The sequence below is a fragment of the Vibrio vulnificus CMCP6 genome (assembly GCF_000039765.1).
Taxonomy (GTDB): Bacteria; Pseudomonadota; Gammaproteobacteria; order Enterobacterales; family Vibrionaceae; genus Vibrio; species Vibrio vulnificus_B.
This window is the reverse complement of sequence record NC_004460.2, coordinates 1,251,271-1,275,082: the sequence shown is the minus strand read 5'-3', so window position 1 is coordinate 1,275,082 and position 23,812 is coordinate 1,251,271. Positions and strand designations below refer to the sequence as shown.

Sequence of the window (23,812 nt, the reverse complement as noted above, 5' to 3'; positions counted from 1 at the left end):
TGATATTAGCGGCGTAGGCTGGGGGCAATGTCAGCAAATTGTTAACGTTCGGTCTGTTTTCCATCAATATACAATTTGTTGCAATTAGCAATAATTCGTTACGTGAATCAATCCGTTCAGCAAAAACCAATCAGGCCTGAGTCTTCTCAAGCCTGAAAGCATGATCAAGGTGTTGACTGTTAGACAGCGACTTCGTCTAGCGCGCGGAAAACCGTCTCATCCAAATGCCCCTCAAAGACTTGGCGACACACTTTACGACGTACTGCTAAGCCCGCGATCAAACGTTCGATGGACAAATGTTTGTTTTCGGTTTGACCGTTGTAAAGCTCAACCACTTTACTCAAAGTTTCGTAGGGCAAGATGCTTTCATCGACTCGAATGAAATCCAGCTTCTCTAGCAGCTCCTGGCACTCTTCTTTAATCGAAGCATATGGATGCCCTGTCATTGCCGATAACGCCGTTATACTGCGTTCTAGCGCCTCTGGGGAGGTGTATTTGGTTAGGGTAATGGTGATTTCGTCAGCATTGATCTCAACTAAGTGCTTACGTAGCTTCACTCGGCGGCCCAAATTGCCTTTTGGAGAGCGTTCTTTGCGCTGAATCGGTTCAAACTCACCATCAATAATGCCTGAAAGCTCATCGAGCTTCTGTTTGCTGACCATTTCATTACGCAGAGGGTTTGGCAAAGTTGGCGCCATATTGCGTTTACCCGCATTGGTGGTGCGCGCGCGCGAGTAACGCAGCACCTCTTCGACATCACATTTGATATCGACTTGGTAATCGATCACTTTGTCTTGTTCTTGGATCGTTTCCACCGTTAGGTGGTAGCCCCACAAATTGACCACGAAAAGATCCTCTGTCCCCTTCCCTTCTGACAGTCGGCGCAATTCGCGGATCAGATCCATCGAAAAACGACGCCATTCAATGTTTCGCGCCAATTTTTGGTTAAGTTCGCTTAGCAACATGCTGTCGGTATGACGGCGTGCCATACGCGTCCGGAAATAGGAATAGAGTTGAAACACCAAGGTATGCTGTTTCAAGATCTCAGGCGGAAACAGGAAGAAATAGTCGCGAGTGAGCAGTTCTTCGTAAAACGATGGCTCCCATACCAAGATGTAGAGGTTAGGTTTGATACGGATCTCGCCATCACTGCCCTCTGTAGGGGCCTCTTCCGAAGCGGTAATGGTGCGTGCTAGGAAGCGGAAACGATCACTCTTGAACCCTTCAGGCATGTTTTCACTTAACCAACGGCCAGTAAGCTCGTGCAGTTGGAAATCGGTAAACTCGATGCGATCGATGCTGTCGCGAATGGAATCACGTGCCGGACCACTGTCTTTTTTGCCACGTAGAGACAGAATATCGGTGATGTACAACGGCGTTTTGTTTGGAATGTGCGCCGCATCCATTTGATATTCTTCTTTGTGATGATCATGGTACTGAACCGTCAAGGTAAACAGCGCAAACAACGTCATGAGATCGTCCACCGTCATGATGTTTTTCGATGATCGTGTCTCGATCACTGCGCGTGTACCGGAAATCGACACCATCGATTTTTGGTAATTCTTGCGTGTTCTTGGTGGTGCTAAAGCTTGATCAATAATACCGGCCCAATTGGTCGGAGAAACCACGAATTGATCCGCTTCATCCTTCATGCCAGGCGGGGTATTCAAGCCATGTTCATTCAGTAGTCGCTTATTCACTTGGGTTTGAGCCAGTGCCTTAGAGCGCTTCTCTTTTTCGGTCTGTTTGACTTTCTCAGTGACAAGGCTGGTAGCGCCCAAAACGGAAATCAATTTATTTGGATTGACGAAGTGATGCAGCATGGTTTTCCCAGCGAGCCCTTCTTCAAAACGTACCGGAGTTTGAGTGAACAAACCAATACTGACCGCTGCTCTCAGTCGTTGCTGAATCGCTGCTCGGGTTAAGTGTCCATCGGTTGCTTCAACCAGTTCTGTGGTGGAAACCAAACCATCTTTGCTGCTAAAGCCTCTTAATGAAATGAGGTTTAGCAATTCAAGAATACTTTTTGTTACCCCTTTGAAGTGCTGATATTGCTCCACCCAATCTGCTGAAGATTCATTGACTTCAAATAGGTGACCATCTTTGTGGCTTCTTGGAGCCTTGATCAGTATTTTTTCTTCCGTTGTCATTCTAGATCCAGATCACATTGACCGTAAAAGCGCTATAGTTCCAAGAGGATAAAGAAAAATAGATCATAAATAAAGAAAAAAGCTTGTTTTTAAATAACTGATCTTTTTGATTAATCTGATCTTAATTGATTATATGATCTATTGATCTAGCGGCGGAATTGCTAGTAACTTACTGTAAAACAAAAGGTTTATTTTTACCATCTAGGAAGCATGATCATAATAATCCAGAAAGCATGATCATATAGACTGCGAAAACATGATCAAACCGAGACGTAAAGATGATCATCATGAATGCGCAAGCGTGATCAACGTAAGAAGGAAAGCATGATCATGATGAGTAAACAACTTATCCACAGCGGTGAGAATAACTTTGCTGTTTTCACGTTGTCATTCGTAATAATGAACAGACGGAAGCATGATCATCATAAAGCTTGTTTGTCAGGATGCGAATGTTTTTTCCGCAATTCTCGCTGAGTTTGGCTAAACAATCAGCAAATCTATCTTCTTGTCTTTCATCGCTATTTCATTGAGAAAATACGAAAGCATGATCACGGCATATCAAGGTCAATATTCTAATCTGAAAGCCAATCTCACTAGATGATGAATTGAGCCAAACGAGCTTGATCTCCCGTTCTATCTGCATTTGACCGTAACTTAGTGATATTTTTTCATGCTTCCGAATCCATCGCTACTTGATCATCTTTCCGTATTATAAGGATCATTAACGCCATCATCGGAAGGCCTATTTTACAGTATGAATTCCCATGATCATCGTTTCGATAACGGCTCATTATCAGGAAGAATGATTAAAGCATCACTTGATCATTCTTCCAGAGACATAAAATGAACATTTTCCATGTTCTTACGCCATCATCGAAAGCATGATCAAGAGATGTCGGTATCTATGGAGTAGCTGAACATTGGCCTCTTTTGTACTCCAACGGATTAATTCGTTCTTTTTATAGAATAGGATTGAGGCTTTTTTGAACGTATTTTGTACAAAAATATCGAAGCTTAAAATAACCCACCGAGTCACAATGTTGCTTGAACGAACAAATGGACCTCGTATTTACCTAGTGGCATAACGTTTTGATACGCACTGTTAAAATTCATCTTACATTGACCGTAGTTTAGTGACCAATGTCAATCGTTCCGAGTTATTATGACTTTACATTGTAAATATGTGACGTCGTAACATTTTAAATCTTTGATCTTTTGTTGCTTACTGCTTGCTAGATTTTAAATAAGAATTTTCTCAATTAGTCAGTCTTTGCTGATTTTTACATCATTATGACGCGATGAATTCATTTTTATGTGATTATTCTTCAAAATGACCGTTCACCTTTTTGTTGTCATAAGTTAAAAGTGCTGTACAATCGGGTGAAAGATATTTCTTAAAGGAATAGACAATGAAAAGAGAAAAAACGATCGAAAATCTCATGCAGTTGGCTGAATCAACCCAACAGGTGCAAGCCGACCGTATTGAGATAGTGCTAGAAGAGCGCAGTGATGATTATTTTCCGCCGATGTCAAAAGCATTGATGGAAACGCGTTCTGGATTAACCCGACGTAAGTTGGACGATGCCATCGGTAAAATGGAAGCGGAAGGTCACCAGTTTACCAAGAATAACGCGAATCACTATTCGATCACTCTTGAAGAAGCGCACATGCTGATGGACGCTGCGGGAGTACCTAAGTTCCACCAGCGTAAAAATGGTGGCAATGGCAAACCTTGGATCATCAACGTACAGAACCAAAAGGGTGGTACGGGTAAATCCATGACGGCGGTGCATTTAGCCGCTTGCTTGGCACTGAACTTAGACAAGCGCTACCGTATCTGTTTGATTGACTTGGATCCTCAAGGGTCGCTGCGTCTGTTCCTCAATCCACAAATTAGCATTGCTGAGCACGACAATATTTACTCGGCGGTCGATATCATGTTGGATAATGTGCCGGAAAACGTCGACGTGGATCGTTCGTTTCTTCACAAGAATGTGTTGCTACCAACGCAATATCCAAACTTGAAGACCATTTCTGCATTCCCTGAAGATGCGATGTTCAATGCTGAAGCGTGGCAATATTTGTCGCAAAATCAATCGCTAGACATTGTACGTCTGCTGAAAGAAAAGCTGATTGACAAGATTGCCGATGACTTCGACATCATCATGATTGATACTGGTCCTCACGTCGATCCACTGGTGTGGAATGCGATGTACGCCTCCAATGCACTGCTGATTCCATGTGCGGCTAAGCGTTTAGACTGGGCATCAACGGTTAACTTCTTCCAGCATCTACCGACGGTGTACGAAATGTTCCCAGAGGATTGGAAAGGGTTAGAGTTTGTGCGTCTGATGCCAACCATGTTTGAAGATGACAACAAGAAGCAAGTCTCTGTGCTGACAGAGATGAACTATCTGCTTGGTGATCAAGTTATGATGGCCACCATTCCACGTAGCCGCGCCTTCGAAACTTGTGCCGACACGTACAGCACGGTATTTGACCTCACGACAAGTGATTTTGAAGGAGGCAAGAAGACCTTAGCAACGGCGCAAGACGCAGTACAAAAGAGCGCATTGGAACTAGAGCGTGTGCTGCATTCTTACTGGTCTTCATTGAATCAAGGGTAATTAAGTTATGGCGATTAAAACTTCCGATCTCAATGCAAAACTGTTTGGCAAAGCGAACAAACGCCGCGTGGCAACACCGCAAGAAGCGCAAACAGCAGCAAAAGAACAAGCACAAGTGATTGAATTGGCGGTCGCGGGTGAAGAAACGGTGACCTTCGAGCTGATCCGTATTGCCGCCGATCAAGTGGCAACACAAACCTCCGTTTTTGCAGAAAATGCGCGTGAACAATCTTTCTTAACCGAGCACGCACTGTCAGATGTTTTGGCCACACTACGTGATCGTGGCCAGCAATATCCAGCCGTGGGTCGTCGTACGGCGGATGGCAAAATCGAAGTACTGGACGGTAGTCGCCGTCGTATGTCTTGTATTTTGGCGGGCAAAGATTTCTTAGTCTATGTGGCGGATAACATCAGCACGGAACATGCGAAGTTCCTCTCTGATGTGGCGAATGCCCACAAGCCTTTGTCTTTGTATGAAAAAGGCAAAGAGATGTTGGCCAAACTGGAAAAAGGCGACGCGGAAGACCAAAAAGCGCTGGCGAAAATGTTCCAGTGCAGTGAAGCCCTCGTCAGTGGCGCATTAAAAGCGGCTTCATTACCACTTGAGTTACTGCAAGCGTATCCAAATGTGAGTGACCTTGGCCGTCCAACCATCGTCAAGCTGCACAAGCAATATAATTCGTTGGCAGAACCGCAGCAAAAAGCGCTGCTTAATAAATGCCGCACAAACGAAGGCTTTGTTTGGCAACGCAGCCAAGCGCAAGGTGTGGCTCGTTTAACCAAAGAAGTGACGGAAAACATCGAAGCGTGGATTGCGGAACTGAGCCCAGTGAAAGCAAAGGCTAAAGCTGAGAAAGTTGAACTAGTGAAAGATCGCGCAAGCTACAGCCGCAAAGGCAGCAACTTGTCACTAAACTTGAAAAAAGTGGATGACAAAACCATGCAAGAGATTCTGCAGTTCCTTGAAAGCAAGCTAGGCTAACGCCTTTAGTACGTTAGAAAGTAAGATGAAAAAGCCGCGAATGCGGCTTTTTTTGATCTTGTGCTACCATAACGCGACTTTGGTTTTCGGTAGTGAAGATGAACGCGCAAATTGAATCTTTGATCCATATTCAGCAGCACGCTGAGCAAACAGGCTGGCGAGTTGGGGTGGTGCTTAAAGGGCCTGGCAACTGGCAAACCGCGCTGGTGCAAGGTTTGCTATCTGAGCAATCACCTCGCTCAATCTTCGTCATGGGGGAGGGCATCGCCAGTGCCGATGACGTAACCCAATGTGTGTCAGTGAAGCAAGGTCAACGTCTGCTGGGGCAAGAGTGCCAGTTGTTGGTGGTCGATTGTCGTAAGCAGTTTGACGCGAACAGCTTTAGTGCAGCCTGCGGAGCACTATGTGGTGGTGGTATGCTGCTGTTGCTGGTCTCTGAGCAGGCGGCCAATACGCCGTGGGATCAGTGGCTCACTGGCCAGTTTGAACAGTTGATTCAAATGGGCTGCGATGGCATCACTCATCAGCCCGTTTTGCCGCCATTACCCACAAACGCAACAGCGCGTTTTGCGCAGCAGCAACAAGCTGTTGAGCATGTTCATCATGTTGTGACGGGCCATCGTAAGCGCCCATTGTTGTTAACCGCTGACCGAGGCCGAGGCAAAAGCAGTGCACTTGGCATTGCCAGTGGCCAACTGATGAAAACACGCAAAATGCGTATTTTGCTCACCGCGCCCACTTCCGCTGCAGTTGAACCCGTTTTCCACCATGCACAGAGCCAATTAGATGGCGTGGTGTGGCAACAGAGCAAAAGCAAGCTAGAGAGTGAGAATGCAGTTCTGGAATTCGTCGCCCCCGATGATTTGCTACAGCGCTTACCGAAATGCGATCTCTTGTTGATTGATGAAGCGGCAGCCATTCCATTGCCGTTGCTAAAACGGATGGTGGAACACTATCACCGTTTAGTGTTGTCATCGACCATTCATGGCTACGAAGGATGTGGCCGAGGGTTTACGGCCAAGTTTTTACCTTGGTTGCAGAGCCAGCGACCTGGCATGAAACATCTTCATCTCAATACGCCAATTCGTTGGTTGCCAGACGACCCTCTTGAGTTGTGGCTCAACGACACCTTTTTACTTAATGCCGAACTGCCGACCCCAGAGAATGTGGTGCTGGAAAACCTTGCTTTACGTTTGGTGGACAAAAGCGAACTGTTGGCGCAGCCAGCACGTTTGCGTGCCTGTTTTGCGTTGCTGGTCAACGCCCATTATCAAACTTCACCAAACGACTTGATGCAGTTACTGTCCGATCCCAGCTGTCAACTTTGGCTGGCAGAGTGCAACAGTGACGTACTGGGCTGCTTACTCACCGTTGAGGAAGGGGGGCTAGAAAGCGCTTTGATTACGCAAGTGCAGTTGGGGCAGCGTCGTCCTTCAGGTCATTTAATCGCGATCTCACTGGCTAACCATCTGGGATTAAAAGCCGCTGCGCAGCAACGCTCGCTTCGAGTCATGCGTATTGCCGTTCATCCACAGTATCAATCGCTCGGGGTAGGGCAGGCTATGTTGGCGCAACTTGAACAGCAATTAGATCCGCAAGTCGATTTTCTTTCCACCAGTTTTGGCGCAACAGAGTCCCTAGTGCGGTTTTGGCTGCATAGCCAATATCGCCCTGTGCGTGTCGGCTTTAGTCGAGATGCCGCTAGCGGTTGTCACGCGGTGATGATGGTCAAACCGCTGACATCCCGTGCTGAACATTGGGTCGAAAAAGCCGAATGCATGTTTGAGCAGACTTTGCCGGAATGGCTGAGTTCGGCATTGAATGATCTCGAACCTGAGGTGGTTCGCGCACTGCTGCCAGCGTTAGGAGCGAGTGCATTGCCTCCAGAGGCTCTTTCGTTGATTCGACACTATGCGTTGGGCGGCAACAGTTTTGAAAGTGTGCTGCCTTGGTTAAAACGCTGGGTGTTGATGTTGGAAGCCAGCCAAGTGGACCAACTGTTGATTCGCAAAGTGCTGCAAAATCATACTTGGTCTGAGTGCGCACAAATGGCGGGATTACCAGGGCGTAAACAAGTCGAGCTGCTTTTACGCCAGCACGTTGCTGCCCTGTGTCACGAGCATTAATGGTCTCGCTCAACAAATTTACACTGTAAACTGGCTTTTCATCGTTCTCATGTCGACACGTTGAAAAGCCACTTCCTTGTTACGTCTAAGTAACAACCCACAGTGACTCAAGTACATTTACACTGTAAATCCGCACACGAAGCCACCAGAGATTTCATCTATCATCATTTCTGTCTATCTAGCATTTTGTTTTTTCGAAAGAAAAGCGAATTTCTTGCCCCTTTGCTTAAAGCAAGTTGAAAAAAGAATCCTTACTGAATTTGCGTATTAATAAATCCTTTCTAGACTGAAAATATGCACCTGTGTTTATAAGAAAGACAATAAGGATAAATCCATGGAATGTTGGCTGGCTGAGTGTTTGGATATTTCTTCGGTACAAGAATGCCGCTCTCAATATTTGCAATGGCTTGAATCAGACCAACCTCTTCAGTTGATAGGAAGCGAAGTGAGAAAAGTGGATGCCTCCGGTATCCAAGCGCTGGTTTCCTTTATCCGTAGCGTCAAACAAACAGGTTCAACACTCGAGCTCACAGCGTTCTCCGATGTTCTTGCCGAAGGCATCGAACTGCTGGGTTATGAGCTTAATTAATTGGTGTCAGTTTGAAATCTAGGGGGCTGAGATGGTTAAGATTCTCGCAGTGGACGATTCTGTCTCTATTCGTCAAATGGTCAGTCACACATTAAAAGATGCTGGATACGATGTTGAAACCGCCAATGATGGCAGTGACGCATTACAGAAATCCAAAACCACCAAGTTTGATGTGGTGATTTCCGACGTTAACATGCCCAACATGGGCGGCTTTGAATTAGTACGCGCCATGCGGGCGATACCGCAATACAAATTTATTCCCATTCTGATGTTAACCACCGAAACCAGCCCGGAAAAAAAGATGGAAGGCAAATCCGCAGGGGCGACAGGTTGGTTAGTGAAGCCTTTTAATCCCGATACGTTGCTCAAAACACTAAAACGCGTGCTTTAACCACGCACAGCAATGTCGGACTAAGGAGCGTCAGATGGCTTTGGATATGGAACAACTGCGTAGAATGTTCTACGAAGAGTGCCGAGAAAATTTGGAGGTTTTGGAAGATATCCTCCTCAATCTCGACCCCACTCAGGTTGAAAAAGATCTCATTGATACGATTTTTCGCGCAGCGCATTCTATTAAAGGCGGTGCGGCAACCTTCAACCTGCTGGATATCAGCGAATTTACCCATACGGTCGAAGCTTACCTCGACAAAGTGCGCAACGGCGAGTTAGTGATGAGCCGAGAGAGCGTCGATGTGTTACTGAGAAGCTGCGATGGCATTCGTTTATTGCTGGAAGGCCATGAAGCGGGTGAACCCGTGGAAACGGGCCGTTTACAACACGTCAGTGATGAACTTGCCCAGTTGCTAGAGAGTGACGATGGCGAAAGCGTGGCATCTTCATCCAATGAACCCAATGATTTGGTATCCACTAGCGAGTCCGCAGCGCCGCCACTTAGCGAAGAAGAAAACGCACCGGCAGATGATGCTGGCGTGTGGCAAGTGGTCTTTCGTCCTCATCCGACGATTTTTTATAGCGGTAACGATCCCCTACGTATTTTGCGTGAGTTAAAAGAGCTCGATGAGCAGGCGCAACTGCGCTGTGATGCGAGTCAGTTACCCGACATCCAAGCGCTCGATCCTGAACTTTGCTACACCCACTGGACGATTACGTTGTCGAGCTCGGTCGACAAAGCGCAGATCGAAGAAATTTTCGAATGGGTAGAAGACGAATGCGATCTGGACATCGCTTCACTCGCGCCGCCTGCGCAAACCGCAGAGGCGGCGGGAACAGAGGAAAAACCGACAATAATTGCCCCTGTGGAAGTGGTCAGTGAGAGCGCTCAAGCGACGCCCACGGCCAAACCTGCCACGCGCAGCAACAAAAATGACTCGGCAGTGACCTCCATTCGAGTCGACATCGACAAAGTCGATAACTTAATTAACTTGGTGGGTGAGTTGGTGATCACTCAATCCATGCTGGCTGAGATCGGCAATGATTTCTCCATCGACAAACTCGAGAAACTCAAAGCGGGTCTGGATCAACTGCTGCAAAACAGCAAAGACTTACAGGAGCATGTGCTGAACATTCGCATGTTACCGATGAGTTTTGCCTTTAGCCGCTTCCCCCGTTTGGTGCGTGATTTGTGTGGCCGCTTAGGCAAAGAAGTGGATCTGCAAATCCATGGAGAACACACTGAACTCGATAAAACCGTGCTGGAGCGCATTGTGGATCCGCTCGTGCATCTGGTGAGAAACGGCATCGACCACGGGATTGAAATGCCGGATGTGCGCCAACAACAAGGGAAGGCATCATTTGGCACTCTCACGTTAAATGCGTTCCATCAGGGCGGCTCGATCATCATCGAAGTGAAGGACGACGGCGCTGGCATCCATTGCGACCGTATTTGGCAAAAAGCCATTGAGAAAAAAGTACTGCCTGCGGATTCTCGTCGCGAGGAAATGTCAGACAAACAGATCGTCAATCTGATATTTGCCCCTGGCTTCTCCACTGCCGATCAGGTTTCTGACATCTCTGGCCGCGGCGTCGGCATGGATGTGGTGAAGCGCAATATTGAAGAACTCGGCGGCCACATTGAGGTCGATTCCCAACAAGGGCAAGGCAGCACCTTTACCATTAGCTTGCCACTCACGCTGGCGATACTGGATGGTCAGCTCGTCAAAGTCGCCGGAGAGGTGTATGTGATCCCACTGCTCACCATCATCGAATCCATTCAAATTGACCCTCGCCACATCAAACACGCCGCCGGTGGGGTAGAGCTTTACCGTCTGCGAGAAGAAAACATTCCTATCTTGCGTTTGCAGCAAGAGTTTGCCATGGGTCACAGCCGTGAGTTTCGCAGCAAAATTCTCTGCGTGGTTGAAGCGGCTGGCACGCGTGTCGGTTTATTGATTGACGAGCTGCTCGACCAACAGCAAGTGGTGATCAAGAGCTTAGAGTCCAACTACCAAAAAGTGTCCGGCATTTCCGGGGCGACCATTTTGGGGGACGGTTCAGTGTCACTGATTTTGGATGTGCAGGGGCTCATCACCAACTTCCTCAAACGCCGTGCAGAAAGCGGCAATTCCGGCATCGCCGCGTAGGGGGCAAACATGGAATCAGAGCAAACCTTAGTCCTTGAGTCACAAACGATGGATGAACAAAGCTCGGCAGACAAAGTCGAATACCTCAGTTTTACGCTGGCCAATGAGCTCTATGGCATTGTTATTGGTGATGTAGAGGAGATTCGTGTTTGGGAGCGACCGACACCAATCCCCCGTTCTCCGGTGTTCGTCAAAGGGGTGATCAATTTGCGTGGCATGATTGTGCCTGTGATGGATTTACGTCAACGCTTTTGCGTGGGGGAGTGTCACTACCTACCCACAACTGTTGTGATTGTGCTGCGCCATCAAGCGCCAGATCACGAGCGGTTAATGGGGATTGTGGTGGATGCGGTCTCGGATGTCGTCAGTCTCAAATCTCATGATTTTTATACCTCGATCGGTGATACCCCCGTCTCTGCATTCATGCTTGGGTTGGTGAATGTCGGTGATGAGGTGATGACTTTACTCGATACCGCCGAGCTGATGGATATCGAATCATTTCAGGAGGCGTGCTAATGGAGCTGCAAGAGTATCTGAGTTTTGTGGTGGATGACGATGAATACGGCGTGCCCATTCTTGATGTTCGAGAAGTGCGAGGCTGGAGCGACGTACGAAAAGTGCCCAATGCGCCTGCCTATTTAGTCGGCGTGTTGGAAATTCGAGGGGAATATGTGCCAGTTGCGGATCTGCGTGTGCGCTTTCATCTTCCTCCGTCACACATCAGCAATACCACCGTGGTGGTGGTGCTCAATGATGTGCAACACAACCCGCTGGGGATCATTGTTGACGCGGTGGCGGAGGTGTATGCCCTAGACGAAGGGGAAATCAAACCGCCACCGCAAACCATGAAAATGGAACAACGTTATATCAAAGGGCTCGCTGCAACCAGCAATGGCCATTTGATCATTATTAATCTGGAAGCTCTATTTGATGTGGCTGAGCTGACCAGAACGACAATAGAAGAAGCGCTAATGTGAGGTCAGGTATGGCATTTTGGAATCGTAACAAGGAAACGCACAACAGCTTTCGTCCGCAAACATCTCACCCTAGAGATACGTTGTTAAACGAGGTTGAAGAGCAAGAAGAGTTGAGTAAAGAGCAGTTACTCTCGGCGCTGAACACAGCGAAAACCGCATTGATGATGGTGGATCGAGATTTCAAAATCACCTACATCAACGAACAATCGATGACCTTATTTAAGCAGCATGAAGGGTTATTTCGTAAGTTCTGGCCAAGTTTTAGCGCCAATAAAGAGTTTTTGATGGGCGCATGCATCGACATGTTTCACCGCAACCCCGCGCATCAAAGGCAACTGCTTTCTACCCCTGCGAACTTACCTTACAGCACGGTGATTGCCATTGATGACGTACGCTTAGAGTTGAATGTGGGAGCGATGTTGGACGCGGCGGGAAACTACGTTGGCAACACCTTAGAATGGCAAGACGTCACGGAAGAGCGCCGCAAAGAAGACAGCATCGCCCGCTTGCAGGCGGCGATAGATCAAGCACAAACGGCGATGGTGATGATCGATCGCGATTTCCTCATCACTTATCTCAATGAAGAAACCCTCACCTTGTTCCGCCGCCATGAAACGGCCTTTCGGGGCGTTTGGTCTGGTTTTACCGCCAGCAAAGAGTGGTTAATGGGGCGCTGTATTGACGAGTTCCACCGTAATCCTGCTCATCAACGCAAACTGCTGAGCGACCCAAATAACCTCCCTTATCGCACCGACATTGCGGTGGGCGACATTCGCATTGAGCTCAACGTTGCGGCGGTGAAAAACGCCAAAGGCGAATACATAGGCAACAGTTTGGAATGGCGCGATGTGACGGAGCAGCGCATCAACGAAGAAGAAGTTGGGCGACTTGCCTCCGCCGTTGCAGGGATGACCACCAACCTGATGATGGCCGATAAAAACGGCATCATTCGCTACCTCAATCCTGCGTTGGAAAACTTACTGCGCAGCCGAGAGTCGGAACTGCAGAAATCCTTACCGGGGTTTGATTCTCGTAATTTGGTCGGCAAAAGCATTGATGTGTTCCATAAAAATCCCGCTCACCAACAGGCGATCATCTCGAATCCGGATCGCTTGCCATTTAGCTCTGATATCAAAGTCGGCTCGCTCGAGTTCAATCTCACTTGTATTGCGATGCGAGATGGCAGCGGCAACTACATGGGGCCTGCGCTGCAATGGATTGACATCACTGAGCAACGAGATGGTCAGCGTCAAGTGGAAAGCTTGATTCAAAAAGCGATTGCGGGGCAGCTCAAAGAGCGCATTGATACCTCGGTTTACAGCGGCTTTATGAAAGAGTTGGGAGACGGCATTAATAGCCTGCTCGATACATTGGTCGAACCGCTTGATCAGTGCATTCAAGTGATGAGTAAAGTGGCCAACGGCGATTTGAAAACGAAGATGAGCGACACCCACCAAGGCGAGTTTGGTCGTTTGGCCGAAGCGGTCAACACCTCGATTCTCAATATTCGTAACATGGTCGACAAAATTACCGTCTCTTCGGCGCGCGTTGCCACCGCCTCAACAGAAATTGCCGATGGCAATAATGACCTTAGCCAACGTGTAGAAGCGCAAGCGTCAAACTTAGAAGAAACCGCAGCCAGTATGGAGCAGATGACCGCAACGGTGCGACAAAACGCCGACAACGCCAAAGGTGCCAATGAGCTCTCTGAAGATGCCGCGAAAAAAGCGCGCAAAGGCGGCGATGTGGTGGGCCAAGCGGTGGCGGCAATGGCTGAAATCAACACTGCCAGTAAGAAGATTTCCGACATCATTGGCGTGATTGATGAAATCGCCTTCCAAACCAATCTATTGGCGCTCAATGCCGCGGTGGAAGCGGCGCGTGCGGGCGAGCAAGGGCGCGGTTTTGCCGTGGTTGCAGGTGAAGTGCGCAATCTGGCACAGCGCAGTGCTGCGGCAGCAAAAGAGATCAAAGGGCTGATCAAAGACAGCGTCGAGAAAGTGGACGAAGGATCGCGCTTGGTGGATGAATCGGGGGCAACGCTCAACGACATCGTCGCTGCGGTAGAAAAAGTCACGGGCCTCATCAGTCAAATTGCCCAGTCGAGCATCGAACAGTCGACAGGTATTGATGAAATTAACCGTGCGGTCGCGACCATGGATGAGATGACGCAGCAAAACGCCTCACTGGTGGAAGAGACCTCTGCGGCAAGCCAATCGCTCAAAGCGGAAGGCAAAGAGCTGCTCAATCTCATGAGCTTCTTTAGCACCGACAGCAGCATTACCACGTTAGAGACTTCACCCAGTGCCGCGCCATCGGCCGCGAAAGTGACTGCGATGCCCACACGCGGCAATATAAGTGAAATGAAAAAGCCAAAAGTAGCCAATTCCGGTTTTAGAACGGAGGAAAGCGACGAATGGGAAGAGTTCTAAGCAGTGAAGTCACGCTTGAACCTGCGCAAGAGTTTGAGCTGACCGATCAAGATTTCAAATACGTGCAGTGGTTTATTCACAAACACGTTGGGATCTTTTTGTCTGACCACAAGCGGGCCATGGTCTATGGCCGCTTGAGTCGCAAGCTGCGGGAAAAAGGGTTAAAGCGTTTTGCCGACTATCGTGAGTGCATTGAGAATAATCAAGACGATCGCATGGCGTTTATCAATGCGCTCACCACCAACAAAACGCATTTTTTCCGCGAGATCCACCACGTAGAGTTTCTCGAAAGCCAGTTGTTTCCTTATTGGCGCGATCAACGCAAAAAGCAAGTCAGAATTTGGTCTGCCGGGTGCTCCACTGGCGAGGAGCCTTACAGCTACCTGGCCAGCATTCAGCAAAGTGGTTTATGGCAGGCTGGGGTGGATTGCCAACTACTGGCAACGGATTTGGATACCAACGTTTTGCAACGTGCGCAGCAAGGTATCTATGAAGAGAGCGCTCTGGAGTGTATTCCAACGCGCTATCTCAAAGGCAATTTTTTGCGCGGCAAAGGGGCACAAGCAGGCAACATCAAAGCGAAAGAATGTCTCAAGCAACATGTCGCTTTTCGTCAGCTTAACTTACTGGATGCTTGGCCCATGAAGCAGAAGTTTGATCTGATTTCTTGCCGTAACGTTATGATTTATTTCGATAAACCGACGCAGCAACGTTTGATTGAACGTTTCTATCATCAACTTCAAGATGACGGCGTGCTGTTTCTGGGCCATTCGGAAAGCGTCGGCAGCGATTGCCAGTTGTTTAAACATCTCGGAAAAACAATTTATATCAAAGCGTAGCAGCGCTAAGGCAGCATGATGCTCGACCCAATTAATCACCATTTTCAAGCCCATGAAGAAGCGTATTACAGCCGATTTTTTAACGAGCAGCGCGGGTTGCACATGATCAAAGTGTTGCCCGGCGGCGTGTATGTCAGTGATCAGGAAGAGCTTATTTGCACCGGATTAGGCTCGTGCGTTTCGGCCTGCATTTGGGACCCGGTGAAACGCGTTGGGGGCATGAATCACTTTTTGCTGCCGTTTCACAACCATTTTGAAGAGAAGCATTGGCATGCCGATGAGCTGCTCTCTGGCGCGTCTCGTTATGGTAGTTATGCGATGGAGATGCTGCTTAATCAATTGCTCTCGCTGGGGGCTCGCCGAGAGCGCTTACGAATGAAGCTGTTTGGCGGCGCACAGATGATGGGCTTTCATTCGATGATCGGTGAGAAAAATGTCGAGTTTGTGCTGCATTACGCCGAGCAAGAAGGGTTGGAGGTGGTGGCGTACGATCTCGGTGGTTTAGAGCCAAGAAAGATCATGTTTGACCCCCTCACAGGCAAAGCATGGCTGAAACGCATTCCCTTTGCCGAGATCAATCATCTTCGTCGTGAAGAAGAGCGTTATGCCCATACCCTGGAAAAGCAAACCGATAACGATTCAGAGGTGGAGTTATTTTGATGAGTAAGAAGATTAAAGTCTTGGTGGTGGATGATTCCCCCGTTTTCAGAGCCTTGCTCTCGGAGATCATTAATTCGGATCCTCAATTAGAGGTGATCGGCGCGGCTGAAGATCCTTATCAAGCGCGTGAGATGATCAAAGCTTTAAAGCCAGATGTGCTGACTCTCGACATCGAAATGCCCAAGATGAATGGCGTTCAGTTTCTCAAAAACCTAATGCGCCTGCATCCTTTGCCCGTGGTGATGATCTCAACGCTCACCCAGCATGGCGCAGACGCGACACTGATGGCTTTAGAGCTTGGCGCGGTGGATTATTTTCCCAAACCATCGGTGGCCAATACCGCCGATATGCTGGGTTATCGCAGCTTAGTGAACGAAAAAATCCGCATGGCCGCTCAGGCGCAAGTGGGGGCGAATCAAAGCATGTCGCCAGCAGTGGCCAGCAGCAGTGCGGTTTCCACTAGCCAATATCAGCTCATTGCCATTGGCGCGTCCACCGGAGGTACCGAGGCAGTGAAACATCTGCTCTCAGCCTTGCCAGCCAGCATGCCACCGATTGTGATTACCCAACACATCAGCGCGATGTTTTCTGGCCCGTTTGCCAGCCGATTGGACGCCAGTTGTGCGTTGAGTGTCAGTGAACTCACTCAAGGGGAAGTCGCTTTAAAAACCAATCATGCCTACGTTGCGCCGGGGGACAAACACTTAATGGTGTTTCGTCGCGGAGGGCAGTTGTATGCCCATTTGGATGACAGCCCGGCGGTGAATCGACACAAGCCTTCGGTGGATGTGATGTTTGGCTCAGTCGCGGAAAGTTTAAAAGGCAAAGCGATAGGCGTGATCCTCACTGGAATGGGGAAAGATGGCGCGCAAGGCATGCTGCAAATGAAGCAGCAAGGGGCCATCACCGTGGCGCAAGATGAGCAGAGTTGCGTGGTGTATGGCATGCCGCGGGCTGCGGTGGAGTGTGGCGCCGCCATGCACATCAAACCACTCAATAAACTTCCTCAGTTTTTGTGCGATCTACTAAGCTAAAAGAAAACATAAGCAAAAAGTTACATAATGGATTTTGTCAGGTAGGCGAATATGGAAAAATCGGCACAAACAAGTTATCGAACTCGTTACCTCATCGCGGTGTTCTGCCAAATCGTCGCGCTCACCTTTGGCGCAATGATCGCCAACTCCATGGGCAATATTGCACTGATGATTATTGCGGCCGCCATTCCTTGGTTTGTCTTACCCTCGATTTTTTCTCTGGGCCGCGATGAAAATAGCGAAAGTGCCAGTGTTGAGAGAGAGAAAAAAGCCGATGCTGCGTGGGGGCCTGTGGGCCATTTTCTGCAAACGGCGATTCCTCGCGTAGAGCAACCTCTGGCGAAACAGAGAAGCGTTATTGAAGCCTCGGTAGAAACCCTCAACGACAGCTTTTTTGGTTTACAGCGTACCTGTGAAGAGCAAAGCCAAGTTTCTGAACGCTTGGTGGACGATCTTCTTGCCAATCAAAACAGCGAGAACAGCATCGCCAATGTTATGCCAAGAACGGAAAAAATCATCAATCGCTACATCGATATCCTGATCAATGTGTCAGAGAAAAGCATCTCGGCAGTCCACAGTATTCATGACATGTCGGACAAATTGGACGCGGTGTTTAAACTGCTCAATCAAGTTCGCGGGCTTTCTGAGCAAACCAACTTATTGGCCCTGAACGCGGCAATAGAAGCGGCGCGAGCGGGTGAGCAAGGGCGTGGTTTTGCCGTTGTTGCCCAAGAAGTGCGTGATTTATCGGTCAAAGCGGAATCGCTCAACAACCAAATCGAGCGGGAAATTAACATCGCCTTGAGCACGGTTAAGCAAGCCAATCACACCGTGGGTGAAATGGCGTCTATCGATATGACGGTGGCCATCGAATCTAAGGAAGAAGTGGATGAAATGCTGCGCGGTGTACAAAAAGTGAATGAGATGGTGGAAGCGCAAGTCCAGCAAATCCATGAATTGGGTGCTCAGTTGGCGCAGAAAGTCTCCTCGGGCATCCGAGCGTTACAGTTTGCCGATATTGTGGTTCAGCAAGGGGACTTTGCCTCTCACACTATGCAGAACGTTGAAGCGCTTCAGCAATTGATCAAACAACATGCCGCGAGCCAAATCAGCAGCGACGATCTGATCCAACAGGTTGAGCTATTGGAACGACAAGAACAAGGGCGTGGCGAAGGGGCGGCGAATCAAGTCAGTATTGATGAAGGCGAGGTAGAGCTCTTTTAAGGGCTTACCATCAACAACGGCTCAGCTAGGGGAAGGCAAGATGTCAGTGATGAAAGAAGTCGATAAAACAAGCAATACGGTGACCTTAGCAATAGAAGGGGCCTTTGGATTTAACTTGGTGCAAGAGTTTCGAAACGCTTACACCGAGCACCTCAATAGCCAGTTTATTATCGATTTACGCAAAGTAGACTACATTGATAGTGCGGGGCTTGGCATGTTGCTCAACATGCAAAAACATCTCAACAGTGCCGATGGGCGAATAAAGATCATCAACACCTTACCGCAAGTGCGCAAAATTTTGTTGATCAGTCGTTTCGATAAAAAATTCCACATCGAGTAACAGGCGGAGCGGGTATGAAGATTTACATCGTCGACGATCATCCGAGCAATATTGAAGTGTGTAAGATGATGCTGAGCGATCTCGATGCCCGGATCAGCACCTTTAACAGTGGCCTGAATGTGATTTCGGCGCTGCAAGAGGTCAACGAGCTGCCTGATGTGATCGTGCTCGACGTGATGATGCCGGAACTGGATGGGTTTCAGACCGCGCAAATCATCCGAGAAGCTTTTCCCAATCGGCATATCGCCATCATCTTCCTCACCGCGCTCGACGATCAAGAATCCTTCGGTAAGTGCCTAACCTTTGGCGATGACTTCATTCCCAAACCCGTGCAGCGCAATGTGTTACTGGCCAAAGTTCAGGCGCATGTGCGCATCGCCAAAATGTATAACGAAGTGGCGAAACAGCGCTCAGAGTTGAGCCATTTTCATGAACAAGTCCGCTACGATTACACCATCGCAGAAAGCATTTTTGCCAACCTCAAACAAGAGATGGAAGGCTGCCTTGATGTCGTCTCGGGCGTCGACTATTTCTCTTCGCCCTCAACCGTGTTTAATGGCGATTTGATCATCTTGGCTCGCAGACCGCACGGCGGCATATACGCCATGATTGCCGATGCAACTGGGCATGGCTTGCCTGCGGCGATTTCGGCCATTCCTGCGACGCGAGCGTTTAACTCCATGGCGGCAAAAGGGATGGCGCTGGGCGAGATTGTCAGTGAAATCAACAGTGCGCTGGTGCGTTTTCTTCCCATGGGGATGATGCTCGCGGCCAGCTTGTTTGAAATCAGCGGTAACGGACGTCATATTCGCTGGTGGGGTGGTGGCTTGCCAGATGCCTTTTTGCTTAATCACGATGGTTCAGTGGCAGAGCGCCTAACCTCCACGCACATGCCGCTAGGCGTGTTAGAAGAGCGAGAGTTTGATGCCAGCGTGATCAGCTTTGAGTTACTGGAAGGGCAATCGATCATCACATACACCGATGGCGTCACTGAATCGCCAAACGAAGAAGGCGAACAGTTTGGTGAAACGCGCTTGTTGCGTGTGATTGAACAGCATCCTTACGACATCATCAAGGCGCTGCAAAAGGCGGTGGCGGCGTTTTCTTGTCGTCAGCGTCACGATGACTTATCGATACTGACGCTGAAATGCCCCATTGTTTCAGCGTCGCCAGAAAGTGAGCAGACACGTTGCGATCCACAACTCTTATCGCAACTGCCACTAAAGAGCTGCTTAACGCTGAACAAACCGCAAATCGCTTCTCATCATCTGCTGCCCGATTTACGCGCCATTCTTAAAGGCGTAGTGAGTGGCGGACCTCATCTGGATCTCATCTGTTCGGTGCTTTCTGAGCTATTGGCGAATGCCATCGACCACGGTTTACTTGAGCTCGATTCGAAGCTCAAAGAAGATGCCGACGGATTCTTTGTTTACTACCAAGCGCGAGAAGAAAAACTCGAACAACTTAGTCAAGACGCTTACCTCTCCATCCAATTTGACTACCAGCCGGAACGCACTTTGCTAGCTATAATAATAGAGCATAACGGAGTAGGGTTTGATTACAGTAACCCGGTGCAACAAGTGCAAGAAAGTCAACTGCATGGGCGTGGACGAATTCTGCTCAATGAGCTTTGTGAATCAGTCGTTTACAGTAATGGCGGGAAGTGCGTGACCGCAACCTACCAGTTGTAGACCGAGATCACGGTGATGCGTTGACGGCAAGGCATCCGATTTACAGTGTAAAAAGAGATGTCGGAAATGCGTCAACTCGTCACAAAATTGGCGTGAATAAGGGTGTTTTTTGCTTTAGTGATGTGAGCCCGATTATTCTCTTTTGCCGATTTTCACCGGATCGTTAATTAGTTAGACTGGTTCAAGAATTTTTATTTTAGTTGTAGTAAGCGACCGTCTATATGTGGAAACTCTGCCTTTCATGGAACGAAAAGAAGACTGAAATTACCGCCAAATTGCCTGAGGCTGATTTGGGGAGTGAGCTCGTCAGAAAAGAATTGGATGCCGTCATCGCTGAGATGGAAGGCGCAGAGCTTTATCTTGATGATGCAGAAGTCGTTCGCTTTCTCAACTGTGCGCGAGAGCGTAAGGCCGAAGCGTATGATGGCATCGTCATCGCCAAGCGTCTTAATGCACAAATTGAAGTGGATCTCACCGACAACGACATGCTGGCCAGCATGAAAGTCACTGGCGCGTATGGTGGCCGTGGATTGCGCGGCAGTGAAATTGTGCATGCCTTGGCTCAAGCTCGCGTCACCAAAGGCATCAACAAGTTGGCGCTGAAAAAAGTGTTGGTGGTGAGTAACCAACTCAAAGCCGGCGAAGAGTTTGTCCAACCGGTAGCGCAGGGCAAACAGCCAATCAAAGGTAAAGATGCTCAGTTTGTGCCTCTGGTGGAAGACATTACCAAACGTGTGTTGAAGCCGGAAAAAGGCAAATCCGCGAACGCCAAAATCGATATGCGTAACCTCGGGGCCACCATCACCGTTGATAAAGGTGATGAAGTGATGCGCCGTGAACCTGCAACCAAAGGCACTCCAGGCTTTACCGTTCAAGGCAAAATCATTCCTCCTCAAGCAGGCAAAGATGCCCTGCTCAAACCCGGCAAAGGCACGGAAATCGCTTCCTACGATCCGAATCTTCTTATTGCTAGCCAATCGGGCATGCCGCTCATCAAAGAAAAAACCATCGAAGTGGACAGTGCACTCTGTTTGAACAACGTTGGTGTGGGCACGGGGCACGTGAAGTTCAAAGGCAATGTGGTGATCTCTGGTGATATTGAAGCTGGCATGATGGTACGTGCGACAGGCTCTATTACCGTGGGCGGGTTTATCGAATCGGCCGATGTTCAAGCCCAAGGCGACATTGAAGTGGGCAAAGGCATCATTGGCCACACCGTTAGCGACGGTGAGCCACGCAGTTGCTCGGTCAAAACTAAAGGCAAAATTGTTGCTAACTACGCCCAATACAGCGAGCTACAAGCCGGTGGCAACATTGAACTTGCGGTGCACTCTTTTAACAACGAGATTCGCTGTGGACACGATTTGCTGGTGATCGACGCCAATGAGCGTAACGGTACCTTAAGCGGTGGCGTGGCCAAGGTGGGTGGCAAAGTGCGTTGTGTTCAACTGGGTGTGGAAGGGGATACCGCCACCAAAGTGGAAGCCTTCGCCCGTTTTAGTGCCTACAAAGACAAAATCGCCTCCCTGAAAGAGCAATACAAGCTTGCCCAAGAAGAGACGATGGATGTCATCCGTCGTGAACTCGAATTTAAGAAAACGCCGAAATCGCAGCGCGAAGAGGGCATGGAAGAAGCCATCGCGCAAATGAAGGCAGAAAACAACGCCAAACTGGAAGCCGTTAAAGGCCAGTTAGAAACCCTCGATGCCGAGTTCAACGCTTTACTGGAACTCAACACCGTAGAAGCGACGGAAAAAGTCTTCACCCGTGTGACCGTCCAATTTGGCGATGAACAAGTGATCACCAAGCGCACCCACGGCGGCAGCATCTTTAGCTTCAACCAATACGAAATCAAAGTCTCCTCAACCTTAGAAGAAGAGGACGTCGCAGTGTAGCGATGTGCGAGCGAGTTAGAGATAGATGATCTAACTCGTTTTTGGACATAAACGTGCCAGTGACTTTGCTAAATTAGCATTTAACGGATTATTTGGGGTGTTGCAAAAAAACTAATTGAGTGACCAAAATCACTCATCCACTACAGGGGTAATGCTTACAATCAAATCTTGTTCACTTTTCAAGAAACCATGTTAAAGTAATTACTAATCAAGGTATTATATTGTATTGAGGGACATGCATGGGTTGGCCCGGTGAAAAAGCATTGATGAAGTTGGGTGATTTAGTATCCGATGGAATTGGAGGTATCTTTGCCCCTAACCAAATCAAGAGAGTAGGCAAGGCCGAGGTCGACGCCAAACGCGATGAGATGCTTATGATCGCACAGACTGAGCAACAGATAGCCGATATCAAAGCAGGCAAATTGCAATATACTGAAGATCGTAGACTTATTGCCGTTGATTCCGAAGCAAATGCAGAACAGTTAGTTGAAATTCAGAAAGGCAACAGAGTTGAGCCATACCTGAATTTGGAAAATCTGGATAGACAAGGCAAGACTCGCAAACAGATTCAGGCGATGCAGGAAGAAGTGAATCTCACCAAGACAGTGTTGCTAGCCGAGCAAGAACTTGAATCAGGTAAATATGAAGCTAATGATGACCCAGTAGATCCTGACTGGTTCACTCGCTGGCGAGACAACGCAGAAAAAGTCAGTAATGATTATTTACAAACATTGTGGGCGAAGGTTCTCGCGGGGGAGGTTACCACTCCGGGAACTTACTCTCTACGCACACTCGACTTACTCAAAAGCCTGTCAAAGAATGAAGCGGAGCTGATTAGTAAACTCGGTGAGTTCATAATTGATGGTAGAGTTTTCCAAGGTGTTATTGATCCTAGAGGACTTGGAAATGAATCCGATACCGTTGAAAAAATGATGGCTGAAAAGGGGTTAAACTTCACCAAGCTACTTTACCTTCAAGAAATAGGAATCATCTCCGGCGTAGACTCTATGGGTCTTACTACTGAGTACACTTCATTAGATTCATCTAGATTCGTAAGAGCTTTCACAAGCAAAAACAGTGGTTTAGTTGCTAGACATGCAGATCCCAAGAAAAAAATTGGATTTAATGTTCTTCTCACCAGCCAACTTGGTCGAGAGATCTTCAAGTTGGCTGACTTTAAAACAGATAAAGAATACTTAAAAGCCATTGCACAAGAGGTCGCCAATGCAGGGTTCGATGTACAAATCGGGGACTGGCAGCAAGTCGATAAAACTTCGGGCAAGTTACTGAACCCTGAAGTGATACCAGCCAATAACTCAAAACAACCTGCCTAAGTAGCCATTCCACAACTCTACTACCTCTAGCGCTTCGTTGTCGTAATTGTGCCAGAGGTAGTGAGTTGAGGTAACATCATTTGCAGAAGCCTCACGACCAAGAACTCGCTTGATCACCTCAGTACGAACACCTAAAAAACCAAACCTGCGGCTAGGGTTCTTCGAAGATCATGGAAACGCCAGTCATGCGCAGGCTCACCTAGTTCCAACTTCGTCAACTGATCGATGCGAGCTTTAGCTTTCCCCCGCCTAACAAACTTAGGGGCAAATTCGTGTTACCAATGGCGTCAGTCGTGACTCTGCACGCGTGACCAAAAGTATGGAAAAACCCTATATAGCCAATTTTAGTTGACCACTACAGTTGCTGATCAA

18 protein-coding genes are annotated in these 23,812 nt (G+C 48.4%); 17 read left to right on the top strand and 1 reads right to left on the bottom strand.

Annotated elements, in window-relative coordinates:
• Nucleotides 1–179: 179 nt before the first annotated feature.
• Nucleotides 180–2,150: a replication initiator protein RctB domain-containing protein gene (locus tag VV1_RS20605; RefSeq protein WP_011082067.1), complete on the bottom strand. Its 1,971-nt coding sequence runs from the start codon at nucleotides 2,148–2,150 to the stop codon at nucleotides 180–182.
• A 1,409-nt stretch (nucleotides 2,151–3,559) separates the two neighbouring features.
• Between VV1_RS20605 and VV1_RS20600 the strand changes: the two genes are divergently transcribed.
• The 17 genes from VV1_RS20600 to VV1_RS20520 all read left to right on the top strand — a co-directional run bounded on the left by VV1_RS20600 (nucleotide 3,560) and on the right by VV1_RS20520 (nucleotide 23,440).
• A complete protein-coding gene (locus VV1_RS20600; RefSeq protein WP_011082066.1) occupies nucleotides 3,560–4,777 on the top strand; it encodes an AAA family ATPase in 1,218 nt (405 codons plus the stop codon).
• 7 nt (nucleotides 4,778–4,784) lie between these two features.
• Complete coding sequence (locus VV1_RS20595) at nucleotides 4,785–5,759, top strand: ParB/RepB/Spo0J family partition protein (protein ID WP_011082065.1); 975 nt, start codon at nucleotides 4,785–4,787, stop codon at nucleotides 5,757–5,759.
• 98 nt (nucleotides 5,760–5,857) lie between these two features.
• Complete coding sequence (locus VV1_RS20590) at nucleotides 5,858–7,885, top strand: tRNA(Met) cytidine acetyltransferase TmcA (RefSeq protein WP_011082064.1); 2,028 nt, start codon at nucleotides 5,858–5,860, stop codon at nucleotides 7,883–7,885.
• 334 nt (nucleotides 7,886–8,219) lie between these two features.
• On the top strand, nucleotides 8,220–8,474 hold the full coding sequence (locus tag VV1_RS20585) for an STAS domain-containing protein (RefSeq protein ID WP_011082063.1): 255 nt from the start codon (nucleotides 8,220–8,222) through the stop codon (nucleotides 8,472–8,474).
• A gap of 31 nt (nucleotides 8,475–8,505) precedes the next feature.
• Nucleotides 8,506–8,865: a response regulator gene (locus VV1_RS20580; RefSeq protein ID WP_011082062.1), complete on the top strand. Its 360-nt coding sequence runs from the start codon at nucleotides 8,506–8,508 to the stop codon at nucleotides 8,863–8,865.
• Nucleotides 8,866–8,899: 34 nt separating this feature from the next.
• Complete coding sequence (locus tag VV1_RS20575; protein WP_011082061.1) at nucleotides 8,900–11,014, top strand: chemotaxis protein CheA; 2,115 nt, start codon at nucleotides 8,900–8,902, stop codon at nucleotides 11,012–11,014.
• A gap of 9 nt (nucleotides 11,015–11,023) precedes the next feature.
• Complete coding sequence (locus VV1_RS20570; protein ID WP_011082060.1) at nucleotides 11,024–11,530, top strand: chemotaxis protein CheW; 507 nt, start codon at nucleotides 11,024–11,026, stop codon at nucleotides 11,528–11,530.
• Nucleotides 11,530–11,991: a chemotaxis protein CheW gene (locus tag VV1_RS20565; protein ID WP_011082059.1), complete on the top strand. Its 462-nt coding sequence runs from the start codon at nucleotides 11,530–11,532 to the stop codon at nucleotides 11,989–11,991. The genes VV1_RS20570 and VV1_RS20565 overlap by 1 nt, the downstream gene beginning before the upstream one ends.
• 8 nt (nucleotides 11,992–11,999) lie before the next feature.
• A complete protein-coding gene (gene aer2 / locus VV1_RS20560) occupies nucleotides 12,000–14,423 on the top strand; it encodes an aerotaxis transducer Aer2 (RefSeq protein ID WP_011082058.1) in 2,424 nt (807 codons plus the stop codon).
• Entirely contained in the window at nucleotides 14,408–15,262 is an 855-nt protein-coding gene (locus tag VV1_RS20555) for a CheR family methyltransferase (protein WP_011082057.1), read from the top strand. Before aer2 ends, VV1_RS20555 begins: the two co-directional genes overlap by 16 nt.
• 15 nt (nucleotides 15,263–15,277) lie before the next feature.
• The gene (gene cheD, locus VV1_RS20550; protein ID WP_011082056.1) at nucleotides 15,278–15,922 is read left to right on the top strand and encodes a chemoreceptor glutamine deamidase CheD; all 645 of its coding nucleotides are present in this window, start codon (nucleotides 15,278–15,280) and stop codon (nucleotides 15,920–15,922) included.
• Entirely contained in the window at nucleotides 15,922–16,956 is a 1,035-nt protein-coding gene (locus VV1_RS20545) for a protein-glutamate methylesterase/protein-glutamine glutaminase (protein WP_011082055.1), read from the top strand. The genes cheD and VV1_RS20545 overlap by 1 nt, the downstream gene beginning before the upstream one ends.
• A 51-nt stretch (nucleotides 16,957–17,007) precedes the next feature.
• Entirely contained in the window at nucleotides 17,008–18,180 is a 1,173-nt protein-coding gene (locus VV1_RS20540) for a methyl-accepting chemotaxis protein (protein WP_011082054.1), read from the top strand.
• Between the two features lie 40 nt (nucleotides 18,181–18,220).
• Nucleotides 18,221–18,520, top strand: coding sequence for an STAS domain-containing protein (locus VV1_RS20535; protein WP_011082053.1), 300 nt, complete (start codon nucleotides 18,221–18,223; stop codon nucleotides 18,518–18,520).
• A gap of 14 nt (nucleotides 18,521–18,534) precedes the next feature.
• Nucleotides 18,535–20,211, top strand: a complete 1,677-nt coding sequence (locus tag VV1_RS20530) for an ATP-binding SpoIIE family protein phosphatase (RefSeq protein WP_011082052.1) — start codon at nucleotides 18,535–18,537, stop codon at nucleotides 20,209–20,211.
• 221 nt (nucleotides 20,212–20,432) lie between these two features.
• Nucleotides 20,433–22,106: a flagellar assembly protein A gene (locus VV1_RS20525; protein ID WP_011082051.1), complete on the top strand. Its 1,674-nt coding sequence runs from the start codon at nucleotides 20,433–20,435 to the stop codon at nucleotides 22,104–22,106.
• 239 nt (nucleotides 22,107–22,345) lie between these two features.
• A complete protein-coding gene (locus tag VV1_RS20520; protein WP_011082050.1) occupies nucleotides 22,346–23,440 on the top strand; it encodes a DUF2806 domain-containing protein in 1,095 nt (364 codons plus the stop codon).
• Nucleotides 23,441–23,812 lie beyond the last annotated feature (372 nt).